This window comes from Maribacter aquimarinus (genome assembly GCF_047345505.1).
Lineage (GTDB): Bacteria > Bacteroidota > Bacteroidia > Flavobacteriales > Flavobacteriaceae > Maribacter.
This window is the reverse complement of sequence record NZ_JBLFEO010000038.1, coordinates 19,118-37,307: the sequence shown is the minus strand read 5'-3', so window position 1 is coordinate 37,307 and position 18,190 is coordinate 19,118. Positions and strand designations below refer to the sequence as shown.

The following is an 18,190-nucleotide window of genomic DNA, read 5'->3' as shown; positions in this document are numbered from 1 at the left end:
CCAGGAGAGTGAGGAGAAGAAAGTCGAGGATCATCAGCAAAGATTCGATTTTTAGGACTTGCCCGGGACGCCCCCTATGGGGGCTAGCCAAAGCCACCTTCTAAGAAGGTGTGGTTTTTTACTGGGCCACCATAGGTTGAGGTAGTTTTAACCATCTCCATGTTATTGCTTCATTACTTTCAAAACCTTGTTTGTGGTGGGCCCTACCAATTTTATGAGGTATTGCCCCCGGCTGTACTGCGCCATGGGCAGTTCTATCTTTCTGTTGGGCGGCACCTTGTAGCCTTGGGTGGCCACCACGCTGCCGGCCATGTTGTACATGACCAGGTCCACTTGCGCATCGTTTCCGCCAATGTACAGGGAAAGCTCATTGCCCACGGGATTTGGATAAAAATGGGTCTCGCTCGAAATGAAATAGGTTTCCGTAAAACTGCCCTGGCAATCCAATCCCGTGCTCACCGTTACCGTATTGGTCCCGGGTTGCAGGGACAGTTTCAAGCTTTCGTTCTGTGTTTGTTGGGCCATGCCGTTCAAGGTCACAACATAGTGTTTGCTTCCGGAGAGCGTCAAAAGGAGTTCCTGGTTGTTGGTATCCAACTGGGAGAACACGGAGAGGTCTTCCGGTTGGGCAAGCTGCATGTCAAAGCACTGTTCGTAATCCGTCTCCCCATCCACCGAAAAACAGAGCGAATAGGCTCCGGCCGCCAAATCCGTTAGACTGAACTCGGAGGTGTTGATGGTCTCGGACCGTTCAAAGCCATTGGGCCCGCTCGCGGTGAGCAGATAGGTCAGCGGGGCCTCAAAACTGATGTGGATGCTTCCGCTTTCCTGTCCCCGGCAGGCAATGCTCTCGCTGCTTACCGTGTAGTTGGAGCTGGGCAGGGTAAACACTGTGCACCCGCTTACGTCCACGGTGGCGCCCAGGGGCGTATCCGGACACTGGTCTTCCGCATTGGGCACCCCGTCACTGTCCAGGTCATCCGCCTCCACAAAGGGGCGGTTGCCAAAGACCCTGAATTCCCCCGGTTGCAGGGTCATGGGCATGTTGGGGCTGCTCACCTCCAAGGGGCTGTTCCGTTCCATAAGATTGTACCAGGTGCCGGTCTCCTGGAATTCAGGGTCCACCGAGGTCGTGGTCATCCCAAAATTACCGATCACGGTCACGGCAGAAATCCCATCGGCATCCGCACCGCTATGGGACAGGTGCAATTTCTTTACCCCATTTGCGGCCCGTGCATCCAACTCAAACTCCACAGTAGTAAAAATGGGTGCCTCTTTTTTTAGGTCGATGAGCTTGGCCCAGGTATCATAAATGGCCTTGCGATCTGGGTCTTGGAGGTACTCCCAACGAATGGGCTTGTTCCCCGTTCTGCCGTTGAAGTCTATGGGCACCTCATAGCCCAGTTCGCCAAATTGCCAGAGCATGGTGGGGCCGGGCACCAGAAAGAGAAAGGCGCCGGCGGCGGCCACCCGTTCCAGGGCGGTGTCCAGATCCTTCACGGAGTAACTGCCCTGCACATTGCCAAATTCCAGGTTCTTGTACATGATGCGCTCCTCGTCATGGCTTTCCATATAGGAGATGGCCGCCGGATTGTCAAAGCCCTTGACCTGGTAGGACACATTGGAAAAATCCGATTGCCCACCCACATGGTAGCCCATCGTGGTCTCGTTGTAGGGATCGGTCAATTTGTTCCAGAACATGATGCCCTTGCCCTCGTCCAAACGGTAATCTGCCCACTCTTTTTCCTCTGCAATGACGCCCAAGTGCTCAAAGATCACGTAGAAATCCGGATCAAGGGCCCACTGCACGTCCGCATACTGTTTCAGTACCTCAATGCGGTCCTGTTGCAGGGTGTTGGTGCAGCCCTCGTCAGAAGCCGTACAGTTTTGGGTAAAGCCCTTGGTGAGGTCCCAGCGGAAGCCATCCACCCTGTATTCGGTGATCCAGTGCGCCAAGGTCTGTTCCACATAGGCCCGGGTGGCGGCAGATTGGTGGTTAAAATCATTGAAGACATTGTAGGCGTGGCGTGGCGCAGGGTTAAAGAAGGGATTGTCCGGGGCGGCCTGCCCGCCCGTACCGCCGTTGTCCGTGTTCCAGAGGCGGTAGTAGGGGTGCTGTCCGGAGGCGTGGTTGTACACCACGTCCAAGATCACGGCCATGCCCCTTTTGTGGCACTCATCGATCAGGGTCTTGAAGGCTTCGGGCGTACCGTAGTATTTGTCCAGGGCGTTGTGAAAGGCGGGATTGTAGCCCCAGCTCTCATTGCCGTCAAACTCGTTCACCGGCATCAGCTCAATGGCGTTCACCCCCAGACCTTCCAGATAATCCAGTCGTTCCCTGACGGCATCAAAACTGTGGCGCTCGTCAAAATCGCGGATCAAAAGTTCATAGATCACCAATTTGTCGCGGTCTGGTTTCTTAAAGTTCAAAGTTTCGGCAGACCAGTTAAAGGCCGGGTCGCCGGTACGCAGCAGGGTCACGGCCTGGGTGGTCTTGCCCACCGGATAGGCGGGCAGGTCCGGGTAGGTTTCCGCATCAATAAAACCATCGTTGAAGGGGTCCAGGATGGTGGTGCTGTAGGGGTCGGCCACGTTGATGTCCAGATCCACCAGGTATTGGTAGCCATAATTGGTCCGGGGCACAAGGTCCGTAAGGGTGATCCAAAATCGGTCTGTGGCGGGATCCCTGTTCATCAGGTAATCATCTTGAACGCTCCAGTCGTTCATATCCCCAATAAGGTGCACAAATTCCTTGCCGGGGGCATAGAGCACCAAGGTGGCGGTGGAGGGGTCTGCCGCATCCAGGTTAATGCCGTCTTGGACACCACTGGGCAGGGGTGCTTCCGTTACGGTGGGCCGCACCACCACGGAGAAGGTCTCCGTTAGGGTTTCGCCATTGCTGGTGGCCTGCAGCTCAAAATCAGTGCTCTCCAAAATGTTGGTCACGGTAAAGGAATAGTCCGTTCCCGGGACGGTACCGCTGTCAATGTCAGTGCCGTTGGCGGAGAGCACAAAAGTGGCCGCTTCGGTGGTTGTGGCGGTAACGGTGAGGGATGTTCCGGCATCCAGAACGGTAAGGGGCTCGGAGGGTGCCGTCAGGGCCAGTTGGTAGGTGCCCACATCCACCAGATGGTCCTGGGTCTTGTTGTCGCCTGTGCCGTCCTTGGCCTTCACCAGCATGCCCATGCGCCCTATATCGGTGTCATTGTAGAACGCGGTGGGGGTAAGGGTGTAGCTGAAGGTGCCATCTGCATTGGCGGTCATCTTCTGTGTTTCATCTGAATCTTGCCAGGTGCCGTTGGTGGGCGAATCGGTGGCATTGGTGCTGTTGCCCTTGAAGTACCAGGCCCACAGGTACACATCTGAGACGCCCCAAACAGAAGGGTCCACACCGGAAACGGTTATGGTGATCTCCTCATTTTCGCTAAAGGCGGGAGGGTCAATGGCAAAGGTGCCCTGTTGCTGTTGGGCCGCTAACGGCCACTGTACCAGCAGCAGTAGAAAGCATAGTTTTTTGATCATAATGTGCTTTTTAGAGACAAAAAAAGGGCTGTTCTGGCAGCCCCTTTTTCACATGTTCATATATCAGTGTACCCCTTTCCGGGATCACTTGGTGATCAGGGTGTAGGTAGGTGCCGTGGCATCGCTCAGATCCAAACGAATATCATATACACCCGCCGAAACGGCAATATTGTCACCACCGGCATCCAAGGTACCATCTGCCCCGGTGTCGCCAAAATCGCTGTCCCACGCATTGTTCACCCTAAACTTGATTTCACCATCCACAAGGGTAACGTTTTCCGCTATCCATTGTCCGTTGCTCAAGGGCGTAAAGGTAAAATCGGGACCGTCATTGCCCCAATCATTGTATCCTGACCCCACCACGCCGTACAGTTCTGCGGTTTCCAGCGTGTAGGTGTTGTCATTGAAGTTTACGGTAAGCACATAATGGCCTTCGGAAACCACGATGTTGTCTCCCCCGGCATCCAAGGTGCCATCTGCACCAGTATCGCCAAAGTCGGCATCCCAAGTGTTGTTCTTCCTTATCTTCATTTCACCATCCATTAAACGTACACCCACCTTAAAGGTATCGGTTACGTAATCATAGAAGAGTTTGGCATCGGGTCCCGCTCCGCCCCAATCGTTCCAGGCCGATCCCACAATGCCCCAGGAGAAAGGCTCCAGGGTGTAGCTCATATCGCTCAGGTCAATGGTCATTTTATAGTCTCCGGCGGTTACGGGAATGTTGTTGTCCGGGTCTGCATCCAAGATGCCATCCGCGTTGGCATCGCCCAGGTCTCCGCCCCATTCGTTGTTTTCCCTGACCTTAAATTCGCCATCCTTCAGGTTGGCATAGGCCACGATGATATTGGGGTCATCCGTGGTGTAAAAGGTAATGTCCGGTCCAGCACCGCCCCAGTCGTTGGCTGCGGACCCCACTATGCCCCACGATGCTATTTCCCTGCCACCTCCACCGGGGGCAACGGCCTCGATCTTTCTTATGGTGAGCGCCTGGGTGGGCGAGAAGGTGTCCGTGCTGGCACTCTGGCCGTCTCCGGCAAAGGCCTTTACCCGGAAATAGACCGTGCCGGTCTCCTCCGCTTCCAACTCCATACGCTCTGCCATGGCCAACAGATCGGATACCAGCACCGCTTGGTTGGTAATGTTGATCACCCCGGAGTCGTAGAGGTCTTCGGCGGGCTCGTCAAAGGTCTCGGAAATGGAGCCAAAAAGTTGATAACTGGCGGGGGTGGGCACGCCAAGGTCCACGGGGCTCCACACGAAGCGCTCGGCCACATTGCTGGCCGTTTCCTGGGAGAGGAGGTATTCATTGGCGAAGGTGCCGCTAAAATTCACGCCCTCCGCATCAGGGGCGGCGATGAACTCAAAGTCGGTATCGTCCTCGCAGGCCACCATACCTCCAAGGGCAAGGCAGCTCAGGAACAAGATTTTAAGGGATTTCATTGTATTTTTCATTGTGATGGATTTTAAAGGTTAGTAGCCGGGATTTTGGGTTAGGTTGGGGTTTCCTTGCAGGGCAAGCTCTGGAATGGGGAACAATTTGTAGTGCTCCGGTATGGCGCTTCCGTTCACCGTATTGCCTTTCCAAGGCCAGAGGTAATCGGCGCCGGTGAAGCGGCCAAAGCGGATCAGGTCCGTTCTTCGGTGGCCCTCAAGGTTCAGTTCCCTGGCCCTTTCGTCAATGATAAAATCAAGGTCAAGGTCTCCGGTGGCAATGGGTGCCGCATTGGATCGCTCCCGTACTTGGTTCACGTAGCCCAAGGCGGTGGAAATGTCCGCTCCGGCGGCGCCCCTAAGGGCCAGCTCGGCGTACATCAAATACGCATCGGCCAGTCTGTAAAGGGGAAAATCGGTACCGGAAAAGTCCGTTGCCGGCAATTCGGTGTTAAAACCGGCATTCCTGAATTTTATGGAGGGGTAGCCGTCCGTCCAGGTACGGTAGTTCTCCATTTCAAAATTGTGTCCCTCGGTCCAGAAGAGCTCGGCCCTGTCGTCCGTGCTGGTCTCCAGGTCGCCGTACAGTCCGTACCAGGCCTTGGTGGCGCGGTGTCCCTGCCAGCCCTGTAGGGCACCGAACTGGGCAATGGGCTCCATGGTGTCCGGGCTCAGGTTGCCATTGACAATGTAGGTGGTGTTGCCAAAGCTTTGGCTGGTGAGCGGATCGGCAATGAGCGGAAAAATGATCTCGGGAGAGGCATCGTTGTCCCCGGAGAAGAGGCGCACAAAATTGGGGTCCAAGGTGTAGGGCCCGTTGATCACCCGTTCCACATGTATCAGGGCATCGTCCCATCTTGCCGTGCCGGTATAGACCTCGGCGTTGAGGTAGAGTTTGGCCAGCAGCATGTTCACCACATAGCGGTTCACCCTACCGTAGTCATTGCTCTCTGGCAATAGGGGCTCTATCTCCAAGAGTTCCCCTTCCACGTAATTGAACAGTTCGGTCCTGGAAGCCTCCGGCAAGAAATCGGTCTCCCCAAAATCTGCTTCGGTGACCAAGACGCCCTTGCCAAAGCCATCAATGAGGTAGTAGTAGGCCAATGCCCTCAGGAAACGTGCCTCGCCGGCCACCACATCCTCTTCCGGCACATCCACCGTCTGTAAGACGTTCAAGAGATTGTTGGTCTGCGGAATGGTGTAATAGGCCCGGTTGTACAGGTACCTAAAGAACTTGTTGTTGCTGTCCCAATTGGAAGCGGTGGTGAGCTGGTCCAGGCCATCGTCTCCCCAGCGGTTCTTCATCCCGTCCGCGGTGAAGTCCTGCAGGTTGATGATGCCCCTAAGAAAGGGAGATTCCCCGGCATCGTCACTGATGTCCGAACTACCTGGACCGTCCGGGCCGGAGAGGGCAAAGGAGGCATAGAGGCGGGAGACAATCCCTTCCACGGCATTGGGATCCCTATTGATCACCTCCTCCAGGGTGAGCTCCACCTCAGGGGTGGTCTCCAAATCGTTGATGCAACTCGCAAGGCCCAAGGCCAGCAGGGCCGAAACTAGGTATATTGTTTTTTTCATCGCGTTCATTTTTTTAGAATCCTATATTTAAGCCAAAGGTATAGACGGTGGGCCGCGGATAGAAATTACGGTCTATGGCACCAAAGTTCTCCGGGTCCTGCCCCTCGTAGTTGGTGAACAAGAAGGGATTGGTCACCGCAGCGTACATCCGCACCGTGCCGTTCTTGATCATGTGGTCAAAGGTGCGGCCCAGGGCAATGTTGTCAAACCTTAGGAAACTGGCATCCCTAAGATAGTAATCCGAAAATTGAACATTTCCCAAAACATTCCTAAAAACGGGATCGGCGGCGCCATCATAAAAGTTGAGCACATTGGTGGTAACGTTGTTGTTCACGGGGATGGCACTTTCGGTAAAACCAAAGTTCAACAGGTTAAAATCGTACACCAGACCGCCGATCTGGCCGCGCATGGCGGCGCTCAGGTCCCATTTTTTGTAATTCAGGTTCACGCCAAAGCCATAGGTCCAATTAGGCACTGTGGGTTTCAGGTAGCGGTCCTCAAAGGTGATCTGGTTGTCCCCGTTACGATCTACAAAGGCATTGGGTATGGGCGCCCCATCTTTGTCGTACACTTGTTTAAAGACCAGGGCACTGAAGGGCTGGCTTCCTATGCCGTGGTAGCGCAGGGTGGCCCCGGTACCGCGCAGGGTGCCATCTGCCGGAATGAGGTCTGCCCCTTCCAGATTGGTGATCTCCACATAATTGTAGGCAAAATTGGAATTGATGCGGAAGGTGAGGTCATCGGTTTGGATGGGGGTGATGTTCAGCGCCGTTTCAAAACCATAGCTCTCCGTGGCGCCCGCATTCTTTATAAAGGAGTTGGTGAGCGCCTGTCCCGGGGGCAGGGGCACGCGGGCCAAGAGGTCCGTGGTCTCCCTCCAGTACGCATCGAACGAGCCGTTTATGACGCCCTTGCTGAAAAGGTCAAAGTCCAGACCTGCGTTGTAGGTGGTGGTCTTTTCCCAGGTAAGGTCCGGATTGAACGGATTGGCGCTGTACAGGGTAAGTCCCGGAAGGTACTGTGAGGTGGGGCTGCCCGGAATGAACAGGGCCCTGGAAGGGTAAAAGCCCACGGCACCGGTAATGTCCTGCTGTCCCGTTTGTCCCCAGCCCAAGCGCAGCTTCAACTGGTTGATCAGCCTGCTGTTCTCCAAAAAGGCCTCTTCGTTGATCTGCCAGGCCAGGGCCGCAGAGGGGAAGTAGCCCCATCGGTTGCCCTCTTGGAAGAGAGAAGAACCATCTGCCCGTACGGAAAGTGTCAAGAGATAACGTCCCAAAAAGCTAAAGTTGGTACGGCCAAAGAAAGATTGCAGGTTCAAGACATTGTAGTACCTGTTCTCCGGGTTGTTGGCATCAAACAGTTCCTCGCGCAGGCCGGTGTCCGGGGAGTAGATGAACTCGTCCCGTACGCCATCGTTCTCAAAGTTCTGATAGGCATAGCCCGCCTGGGCATCGAAATTGGTGAGAAAGCCCACATCGAACCGCTTCGCGTATTTAAGGTAAAAATCCAAGGTGGTATTGGTTATGTCCTGATCTTCCCTAAAGTTCACCCCGGGATTGAAGACTTGGAAATCGTTCCGGAAGGTGGCGATGGCATTGGGGGCAAACACCTCCTCTATGTTTGCTTGGGACTTGTCCAGACCAAGGTTCAGCACGGCGTTGAGGCCCTTGACAAAGGGCAGCTCATAATCAAATTCAACATTGCCCAAAAAACGGAACACATCCTCCGGTCTTTCGCGTTGCAGGAGCAGTGCCAATGGATTTTGGCCGCCGTCCAGGTTGCCATCGGCCGTGGTGTTGGTATAGAAGCCCCCGAACGGATTGTCCGCAGCGTTGTTCAGAATGGGCTTTGTGGGATCGAACACCAAGGAGCCTCCCAGGGCGCCGTCCCCATCTATCGCATTTTTCTTGGCATAGATGGCCTTGGCGTTGAAATCTATCTTCAGTTTATCATCGAACAGATAGGGGGTGAGCTTCACCGATCCTGTGATACGTTCATAGTCATCGGTGCGCACAATGCCCTCTGCATTGGTGTACCCCAAAGAGGCCCTGATGGGCATGCGATCTGCGATGGAACCGCGAAGGCTAAAGTTGGTGTTGCTGGTAAAGGCGGTGCGCAATACGGCATCGCGCCAGTCCGTATCGTAGATTTCCCTGCCGTTCACCACCCGGGAGGGCTCATCGTTTTGCACCGTGCCCGCGGGCACGCCCAACAGGTCCACAAAACCAGGGTTGAACTCGTTCATGAACCTAAGGTATTCCGCACTGTTCATCATATCCAGGCCCTCTCCGGCGCTGCTCACGGAGACATCGCTGGAAACATTGAACTTCAGGTCTCCGGAAGTACCCTTTTTGGTGGTGATGATGAGCACCCCATTGGAGGCCCGGGACCCATATATGGCGGTTGCCGAGGCATCCTTTAAGATACTGAAGCTCTCAATATCGTTGGGGTTGATGAGGTTCAGGGGGTTGGCCACACCGGCGGGATTGTCCTGGCCAATGGGCACCCCGTCTATAACGATCAGGGGGTTGTTCTGGGCGTTCAAAGAGGCCCCTCCCCGTATCCTGATGTTCGGGGCGGCATCCGGGGAACCGCCCGCCGTGGTGATCCTGACCCCGGCGGCCTTACCGTTCAGGAGCTGATCGGTGGAGACAATGGCCCCTTGGTTAAAATCTTCGGTGGTGATCAGGTCCACCGATCCGGTGGCATCGTCCACGGTGGTGGTGCCATAGCCTATGACCACCACTTCATCCAACATGGCGGCGTCTTCTTCCATCACCACGTTCAAGGTGGGGCCGGTCACGGTCACTTCCTGGGTCTTATAGCTAATGTAGGAGAAAGAGAGTACATCGCCCTCATTGGCCTCCAAAATGTAGTTTCCATCAAAATCCGTGGCAGTGCCCGTTGTGGTGCCCTTGATCACAATGTTCACCCCCGGCAATGGCATTCCCGTATCTGCCTCTGTCACGGTACCGCTCACGGTCATTTGCCCAAAAACCCCCAGGGGGATGGCAAAAAGACAAAAAAGGACATATTTAGGTATATTTTCCATAAATTGAATTTTAAATAGGTTTGTAAGAGGGTTTGCAATACTTCTCGTGCTAAAGTTAGGTTAAATAAACATCAAAAACGCGCTCTTCCCCCGTATGGCGGGGGCTTACAACGTTTTCGGGTTAATAAGTTTTTCGATTATGGCAAAAAACACCTGCTTGTAATCCCTTTTTGCTAGTTTCGCCATATGATTTTTAATGATATGCCATGGACATGAAGCCAAAAATGACCCTGAAGAAGATCGCGACCGAACTTGGGGTCTCCATTTCCACCGTTTCCAAGGCCCTGCACAACAACCCGGAAATAAGCCAGGAAAACAGGGACAAGATCCAGGCATTTGCAAAGCTTTACAATTATCGCCCCAACAGCATCGCCCTTAGCCTCAAGAACAAACAGAGCAACACCATAGGGGTGATCATTCCAGAACTGGTGCACAACTTTTTCGCCGAAGTGCTCAGCGGCGTGGAGCAAGTGGCCAATGAACGCGGCTACAATGTGATCATTGGGGTGAGCAATGAGTCCTTTCACAAGGAAGTGATGAACATGGACCTTTTGGTAAACGGAAGTATCGATGGTTTTATCCTCTCCGTGTCCAAAGAGACCATGGCGCTGGCCGATTTTCACCACCTCAACGAGGTCATTAGCCAGGGGGTGCCCATCACCATGTTCGACAGGGTGGTCAGGGAAGTGTTGTGCGACAAGGTGGTGATCGATGACTACGGGGCGGCCAAGGACGCGGTAAAGAAGCTGCTTGATGGCGGCAGCAAGAAGATCTTGCTGCTTTCCACCGAAGATTATTTGAACGTGGGACGCTTGCGCTCCCAGGGCTATGCAGACTGCTTGGCGGCCCACGGCATGCCCTTGGACGAGGAATTGATGCTGAAAGTGGATGACAAAGGGGGGTTTGAAGCCCCAAGGCCCGACCTGGAAAAGGCAATACGGCAAAAATTCCAAGAGCAGCCCCAAATAGACGGGGTGTTCGCGGTGAACGAGCTGTACGCCATTACGGCCATTAAGGTGGCACTGGAATTGGGCCTAAAGGTGCCCCAAGACGTGGCCGTGGTCTGCTTTTCAAACGGCGTCATGAGCAAATACCACCGCCCCAGCCTTACCACCATAGACCAGCACGGGGTGGAAATGGGCAAAATGGCGGCGGCCACCCTCATCGATCGGCTGGAGGCAGAAGGGGACCCCATGCCCTACCGCACCAAAGTGGTGCCCACCACCCTGATGGAGCGGGAATCCACACCATAATTTTTTGGGTTCTTGGGGCATTTGCCTTAAAATTGATATCTTTGCCCTGCAATTCGCTTTACTTCTCACAAATTAATTCGGTGCCAAGGATGGCACAAAAACCGCCAAACGTTCTGGTTTTTGACATTCCAATTCCCTTCGGGAAGGGGTTTCCGAACAAAAAATGGTCACATATTGTAATCTTACCCAAAGACATCCCTTGTGATGTGGATGGGATGCACCTATTTTTATGAAACAAAAAGGATTTATTTTCGATTTGGACGGGGTCATTGTGGACACGGCCAAATACCATTACCTGGCTTGGAAAAAATTGGCCAATGAACTGGGGTTTGAGTTTACCGAAGAACAGAATGAATTGTTCAAAGGGGTGAGCCGCAAACGTTGTTTGGAAATCCTGTTGGAGATCGGTAAGGTAACCGCCACCCAAGCGCAATTTGATTACTGGATGGTGGAAAAGAACGAGGACTATCTGAGCTATATTGAAAAAATGGACGCTTCGGAAATCCTGCCCGATGTGCCCAGGGTGCTCAAGTTCCTCAAGCAGCACCGGGCGCCCATAGCCCTGGGAAGTGCCAGTAAGAATGCCCGGCCCATTTTGGAAAAGGTGGGTTTACTGTCGTATTTTGACCATATTGTGGACGGTAACAGTGTTACCAAGGCCAAGCCGGACCCCGAGGTATTTCTCATAGCGGCCGATCTCCTGGGCGTGGCGCCCAAGCACTGTGTGGTGTTCGAGGATGCGCTGGCCGGTATCGAGGCCGCGAACCGTGCCCAGATGGTTTCCGTGGGCATAGGTGATGCCACGGTGCTCACCGGGGCGCGGCATTGTTTTGCCAATTTCACGGAAATGGACAATGCCTTCTTGCAGGGACTGCTGCAACCGGCCACGGGATAACGGCAGGCCTCTCTTTGTCCCGTGCCCCATTTTTGGTGCGCCGCCCTTTGTATTATGGGCCAATAACAGAAACCAATAACCAACAACCCCCTTTTTTAGTAAAAGGGCCATTAAAAGAAAGTAGAACATGAATCAGGATTATATACAGCAAGACCCCTGGAGCATCATAGAGGAAGGTTTTGATGCCGAACAGGTAAAATCTTCCGAAAGTCTTTTTAGCATGGGCAACGGGGCCATGGGCCAACGCGCCAACTTTGAGGAGCAGTACTCGGGCCCCACGTTTCAAGGAAGTTACATTGCCGGGGTGTACTACCCGGACAAGACCCGGGTGGGCTGGTGGAAGAACGGCTACCCCGAGTACTTTGCCAAGGTGCTCAATGCGCCCAATTGGATCGGTATAAACGTGGAGATCAACGGGGAGCCCCTGGATCTGGCCACCTGCAAGCAAGTGAGGGACTTTAGGCGGGAACTGAACATGCAAGAAGGATGGTATGCCCGCAGTTTCACCGCCGTGCTGCCCAACAACGTGGAAGTAGGGGTAAGGGCACAACGTATCTTGAGCCTCGCCATGGACGAGTTGGGGGCCATACGCTACCAGGTCCAAGTGCTCAACCAAGATGCGGAAGTGGTGTTAGGGCCCTATTTGGATGGCGGAATAACCAATGAGGATAGTAATTGGGACGATAAATTCTGGAACATTACCGCCATAACGGGGCAGGGGCATCGTGCCTTCCTGGAGGCGCATACCATGAAGACCCATTTTGAGACCTGTACCTACATGCAGGCCCAGGTGGTCCACGAAGGGAAACCGGTGGCCCTCAAGGAGACCGAAAAGACCGAAACCGGCATTGTTTTGCGCTACGCCCAAAAGGTAAAAAAAGGAACGGCCGTGGCCTTGACCAAGTTTGGGGGCTACACGGTTTCCCGCAACCATGATGCCAAGGCCCTGGTGAGCGCGGCCCAAAGCGTGTTGGACCAAGCCACTGAAATGGGCTTTGAGGCGCTGTTGGAAGAGCAAAAAAAGGCCTGGGCGGCCATTTGGGAAATGAGCGACATTACCATAACTGGCGATGTCAAGGCCCAACAGGGCATTCGTTTCAACATTTTTCAGTTGAACCAGACCTACCTGGGCACGGATTCCCGTCTCAACATTGGCCCCAAGGGCTTTACGGGAGAAAAATATGGGGGCAGTACCTACTGGGACACCGAAGCCTATTGCATCCCCTTCTATATGGCCACAAAAGATGCCCAAGTGGCGCGTAAATTGTTGAAATACCGTTACAACCATTTGCAGAAGGCCATTGAGAATGCCGAAAAACTCGGGTTCGTGAACGGGGCTGCCCTCTACCCCATGGTGACCATGAACGGGGAGGAGTGCCATAACGAATGGGAGATCACCTTTGAGGAAATACACCGTAACGGCGCCATTGCCTTTGCCATTTACAATTATTTCAGATATACGGGAGATTATAGCTACATCCCCGAAATGGGACTGGAGGTCTTGATCGGCATCGCGCGGTTTTGGCAACAGCGGGTCAATTTTAGCCAGGACAAGGGTAAATATGTCATGCTCGGGGTTACCGGCCCCAATGAATACGAGAACAACGTAAACAACAATTGGTACACCAACTACCTCGCCAAATGGTGCCTGGAGTACACTTTGGAACAGTTGTACAAAGTGGAAGAGGGCTATCCGGACGATCATGGCCGGGTGGTGGGCAAGACCAAGCTCACCGAAGAGGAATGCGAGGCCTGGCGGGAGGTGGCCAACAACCTCTATTTTCCCTACACAGAGAAACACAAGGTCTTTTTGCAACAAGACGGCTTTTTGGACAAAGTGCTCCTGCCGGCTGCGGAGCTTCCCAAGGCAGAACGCCCCATTAACCAAAAATGGAGCTGGGACCGCATCTTGCGCTCGCCCTACATAAAACAGGCCGATGTGTTGCAGGGATTCTACTTCTTTGAAGATCATTTTACCCAGGAAGAACTGGAACGCCACTTTGATTTCTACGAACCGCTCACCGTGCATGAGTCTTCCCTTTCGCCCTGCGTGCACAGCATACAGGCCGCCAAATTGGGCCGTATGGACCAAGCCTATGCTTTTTACCTGAGAACCTCGAGATTGGATCTGGACGATTATAACAAAGAGGTGGAAGAGGGGCTGCACATTACCTCCATGGCCGGAACCTGGATGAGCATTGTGGAGGGTTTTGGGGGCATGCGCCTCATAAACGACAAACTGTCCTTTACCCCGCAGCTTCCAAAACAATGGGACGCCTTTTCCTTTAAGGTGAATTTTAGGGACCGCATCATCAAGGTGACCGTGAGCCACAAGGGCAGTAGTTTTTACCTTACCGGCACCACCGAGATGAGCATACGGGTAAACGGCAAAAAGGTGCAACTGTACCCCGGTAAGACCGTGGATGCCTAACCCCAGAACAATGAAAAAGACAATGACCACCTCCTTTCTTTTGGCCCTGCTCCTAGTGGTGGCCTGCCAAGACCAAGAGGTGCAAAACCCCCCAAAGATCATGCAGGAGACAAAAGGAAAGGCCGTGGTGTACCAAGTGTTCACCCGGCTCTTTGGCAATACGGTGGCCACCAACGTGCCCTGGGGCACCATGGAACAGAACGGCGTGGGCAAATTTGCCGATTTTACGCCCAAGGCCCTACAAGAGATCCGTGATCTGGGGGTCACCCACATGTGGTACACCGGGGTGCCGCACCATGCCCTCATCAACGACTATACGGCATACGGCATCTCCAATGACGACCCCGATGTGGTCAAGGGCCGCGCCGGATCACCCTATGCGGTCAAGGATTACTACAACGTAAATCCGGATCTGGCCCTGGATCCCAGCCAGCGTTTGGAAGAGTTCAAGGCCCTGGTGAAGCGCACCCATGACGCCGGGATGAAGGTGCTCATTGACATTGTGCCCAACCACGTGGCCCGCGCCTATGAGGGGTTGACGAACCCGGAGGGGGTCACCGATTTTGGGGCCGAGGACGATACCTCCGTTGCCTATCACAGGGACAATAATTTTTACTACATCCCCGGACAGGCCTTTCAGGTGCCCCAGTGGGAAAATGGGTATGTGCCCTTGGGCGGGCAGGAACACCCGGCCGTGGATGGCAGGTTTACTGAGAACCCGGCCAAATGGACGGGCAATGGATCTCGCGAAGCACGCCCCAACATGAACGATTGGTACGAGACGGTAAAGATAAATTACGGGGTACGGCCAGACGGCACCCAAGATTTTGAAGCCCTGCCCCAGGATATTGCCGAAAAGGACGTAGGGGCCCACTATGATTTTTGGCGGGACAGGGACGTGCCCAGTTCCTGGAAGAAATTCAGGGACATTGCCCTCTATTGGACGGCATTGGGGGTGGATGGTTTTCGGTTTGATATGGCCGAGATGGTCCCGGTGGAGTTCTGGAGCTATATGAACACCCACATAAAAATGGAAAATCCGGATGCTTTTTTGTTGGCCGAAGTGTACAATCCGGCCCTGTACCGGGACTACATCCACAAGGGAAAAATGGACTACCTCTATGACAAGGTGGAATTGTACGATAGTTTGAAGCACATCATGCAGGGCCATGGCTGGACGGACCACATCCCCAAGGTCTTGGAAGGACTGGAGGACATTGAGCACCACATGCTGCACTTTTTGGAGAACCATGACGAGCAGCGCATTGCGAGTCCCGAATTTGCCGGGGACGCCCAACGCGGCAAGCCGGCCATGGTGGTCTCCGCCACCACCACCACATCGCCCACCATGCTCTATTTTGGGCAGGAAGTGGGAGAGCCCGGAGCGGAGCATGCCGGGTTTGGGGCGCCCAGCCGCACCTCCATTTTCGACTATATCGGGGTGCCCCAACACCAGCGCTGGGTGAACGACAAGAAATTTGACGGCGGCCAACTCTCCGATGAAGAAAGGGCACTCCGGGATTTTTACAGAAGATTGCTCACCTTTACGCGCCAGAGCAGTGCCTTGATGGGCGCCTATGCCGACATTCATTTTTACAATCGCGAACACACGGAATACTACAACCACCGCGTATTGTCCTATGTGCGCTGGTCCGGTGATCAGAAGCTGATCGTGGTCTCCAATTTTGACGCACACCATACCTTTGGCTTTCAACTGCAGCTGCCACCGCACATCATTGATGCTTGGTCCTTGCCCAATGGGGAATATCCTCTGGAGGACGCCCTATATGGTTCCAAAAATGTGCTGACGGTTGAAAATGGAAAGGGGAATTTTAGGGTGGATGTAAATCCGTTGGAATCCTTTATTTTTGAGCTGAACCAATAAACCGGGCCATGCAAAAAACACTTCTTATGTTGGCAATGATCGTAACCATGACCTCCTGTGTTAAAAAAGGCCCCTTGGTCATAGGGCACAGGGGCGCCATGGGGCACGAGACCGAAAACTCCCTGGCTTCCGTACAGAAGGCCTTGGACCTTGGGGTGGACATGATGGAGATCGATGTCTTTAAGATTAAGAGCAATGAGATCGTGGTCTTCCACGATCAGACCGTGGACCGCCTCACCAACGGCCCGGGCAACATTGAGGAGTACACCATTTCCGATCTGCAACGCCTCATCTTGGATGGGGGGCACAAGATTCCCATGCTGCAGGATGTCCTGAAGTTGATCGATAACCAAGTGGCCCTGAACATTGAACTGAAAGGGGCCAATACCGCCGATCGGGTAAACCACATCATCAAATATTATGCGGAAAGTAGGGGGTGGGACTTCGAGAATTTCATCATTTCCAGTTTCCGTTGGGACGAGTTGGAAGAAATGCGCCGCTTGAATCCCAAGGTACGCCTGGCCGTCCTTGCCGAGGACGATCCGCTCTTGGCGCTCCCCACGGCCATTAAGCTCAATGCCGAGGCCATAAACCCCCATCACGCCCAGCTCAATGCCGATAATGTGGCCCAGATAAAGGAGGCGGGCTTTAAAATTTACACTTGGACGGTGAACGAGCCAAAAGACATCCAAAGGATGAAAGACCTAGGTGTGGACGGTATTATTACGGACTATCCAGACCGCGTAAATTGAATTGCGATGTGCTGGTCATAGGTGGTGGGGCGGCCGGTTTTTATGGGGCCATCCACGTGGCCCAGGCCTGTCCGCGGGCCCGAGTGGTGCTCGTGGAGCGGGGCAAGGAATTCCTTACCAAGGTCAAGGTCTCGGGCGGTGGCCGCTGCAACGTTACCCATGCCGTGTTTACCCCTTCCGACCTGGCCACGCACTATCCCAGGGGCGAAAAGGAACTGTTGGGGCCCTTTCACTCCCACGCCAGCGGGGACACCGTCGCCTTCTTTGAGTCGCGCGGCATTGCCTTGAAAATAGAGGAAGACGGGCGCATGTTTCCCGAGAGCAATACCTCACAGACCATTATTGACTGTTTTTTGGACGAAGCCGAAAAACTGGGCATCCGCCTGCTCAACAAAACACCGGTCACGGACCTAAGCCACCATCCTGAGGCCAGCTTTCCCTGGGAGGTGCAGACCCATGATGCCACGCTCCGGGCCAAGTACATCTTAATGGCCACGGGCAGCAATCCCAAGATATGGAAATTGCTGCAGGCCAAGGGACATACCATAGTGTCTCCCGTGCCCTCGCTGTTCACCTTTAACATTACCGATGATCGCATTGCCAATATCCCGGGACTGAGCACCCACGCCGAGGTAACCGTGCTGCCCCCAAAGTCCGATCTTGTGCTGAAGAGCAAAAAAAAGAATGCCGAACCGCCTTTGGTCTCGGAGGGCCCCCTGCTCATTACCCACTGGGGCATGAGCGGCCCCGCCATCCTAAAATTGTCCGCCTGGGGGGCGCGCCAATTGCACGCCCGCAGCTATAGTTTTCGGATAGCGGTGAACTGGGTTCCGGAATATCACGAGGAAGGCCTCTTCCTTTTTTTGATGGAGGTAAAGGCCGTGGAAAAAAAGACCCTGCTGCGCACCAAACTCTTCAACTTGCCCAAGCGACTTTGGGCCAATCTGTTGCAGGCGGCCCATATTGAAAAGACAACCACCTGGCCCCAAGTGACCAAGGTACAGCTACAGGACTTGGCCCGGCAGTTGGGACACGGGGTGTTTCACGTGCGGGGCAAAAGCACCTTTAAGGAAGAGTTTGTCACCGCTGGGGGCGTAACGCTCACCGAAATCAATTTTAAGACCTTCGGGAGCAAAGTGCTGCCCCACCTTTACTTTGCCGGAGAGATCATGGATGTGGATGCCATAACGGGCGGCTTCAATTTTCAAAATGCATGGACCGGGGCCTATATTGCGGCAAAGTCCATTGCCGCAAAATGGGCCGTTAATGAAGGGGATGGCATCCTTGGCCCGCCCTGAAAGATACGGTCTTGGTGCAGCGGCCCAGCCTCTTAGGTTTTGATGCAGACCATTTCTTTCTTTTTTGTAATGCTCGGTTTAACAATGCGA

Annotated in this window: 10 protein-coding genes; 6 read left to right on the top strand and 4 right to left on the bottom strand. The window is 54.0% G+C overall.

Annotated features, from left to right (window positions below; genetic code table 11):
- Positions 1–162: 162 nt before the first annotated feature.
- From ACKWCC_RS18145 to ACKWCC_RS18130, 4 genes are all read right to left on the bottom strand, one after another.
- Entirely contained in the window at positions 163–3,522 is a 3,360-nt protein-coding gene (locus ACKWCC_RS18145) for an alpha-amylase family glycosyl hydrolase (RefSeq protein ID WP_413997387.1), read from the bottom strand.
- Positions 3,523–3,606: 84 nt separating this feature from the next.
- Positions 3,607–4,977: a SusE domain-containing protein gene (locus tag ACKWCC_RS18140; protein ID WP_413997386.1), complete on the bottom strand. Its 1,371-nt coding sequence runs from the start codon at positions 4,975–4,977 to the stop codon at positions 3,607–3,609.
- A gap of 18 nt (positions 4,978–4,995) precedes the next feature.
- The gene (locus ACKWCC_RS18135; RefSeq protein ID WP_413997385.1) at positions 4,996–6,534 is read right to left on the bottom strand and encodes a RagB/SusD family nutrient uptake outer membrane protein; all 1,539 of its coding nucleotides are present in this window, start codon (positions 6,532–6,534) and stop codon (positions 4,996–4,998) included.
- Between the two features lie 13 nt (positions 6,535–6,547).
- A complete protein-coding gene (locus ACKWCC_RS18130; protein WP_413997384.1) occupies positions 6,548–9,586 on the bottom strand; it encodes a SusC/RagA family TonB-linked outer membrane protein in 3,039 nt (1,012 codons plus the stop codon).
- Between the two features lie 212 nt (positions 9,587–9,798).
- Here ACKWCC_RS18130 and ACKWCC_RS18125 point away from each other — a divergent pair, with 212 nt between their 5' ends.
- The 6 genes from ACKWCC_RS18125 to ACKWCC_RS18100 all read left to right on the top strand — a co-directional run bounded on the left by ACKWCC_RS18125 (position 9,799) and on the right by ACKWCC_RS18100 (position 18,100).
- Positions 9,799–10,839 (top strand): LacI family DNA-binding transcriptional regulator, encoded by a 1,041-nt coding sequence (locus tag ACKWCC_RS18125; protein WP_413997391.1) that lies wholly within the window; start codon positions 9,799–9,801, stop codon positions 10,837–10,839.
- Positions 10,840–11,068: 229 nt separating this feature from the next.
- A complete protein-coding gene (pgmB, locus tag ACKWCC_RS18120; RefSeq protein ID WP_413997383.1) occupies positions 11,069–11,734 on the top strand; it encodes a beta-phosphoglucomutase in 666 nt (221 codons plus the stop codon).
- A gap of 127 nt (positions 11,735–11,861) precedes the next feature.
- Positions 11,862–14,165: a glycoside hydrolase family 65 protein gene (locus ACKWCC_RS18115; protein WP_413997382.1), complete on the top strand. Its 2,304-nt coding sequence runs from the start codon at positions 11,862–11,864 to the stop codon at positions 14,163–14,165.
- Between the two features lie 10 nt (positions 14,166–14,175).
- Positions 14,176–16,050: an alpha-amylase family protein gene (locus tag ACKWCC_RS18110; RefSeq protein WP_413997381.1), complete on the top strand. Its 1,875-nt coding sequence runs from the start codon at positions 14,176–14,178 to the stop codon at positions 16,048–16,050.
- An 8-nt stretch (positions 16,051–16,058) separates the two neighbouring features.
- Positions 16,059–16,802: a glycerophosphodiester phosphodiesterase gene (locus ACKWCC_RS18105; protein ID WP_413997380.1), complete on the top strand. Its 744-nt coding sequence runs from the start codon at positions 16,059–16,061 to the stop codon at positions 16,800–16,802.
- Positions 16,799–18,100 (top strand): BaiN/RdsA family NAD(P)/FAD-dependent oxidoreductase, encoded by a 1,302-nt coding sequence (locus ACKWCC_RS18100; protein ID WP_413997379.1) that lies wholly within the window; start codon positions 16,799–16,801, stop codon positions 18,098–18,100. Before ACKWCC_RS18105 ends, ACKWCC_RS18100 begins: the two co-directional genes overlap by 4 nt.
- Positions 18,101–18,190: the final 90 nt, after the last annotated feature.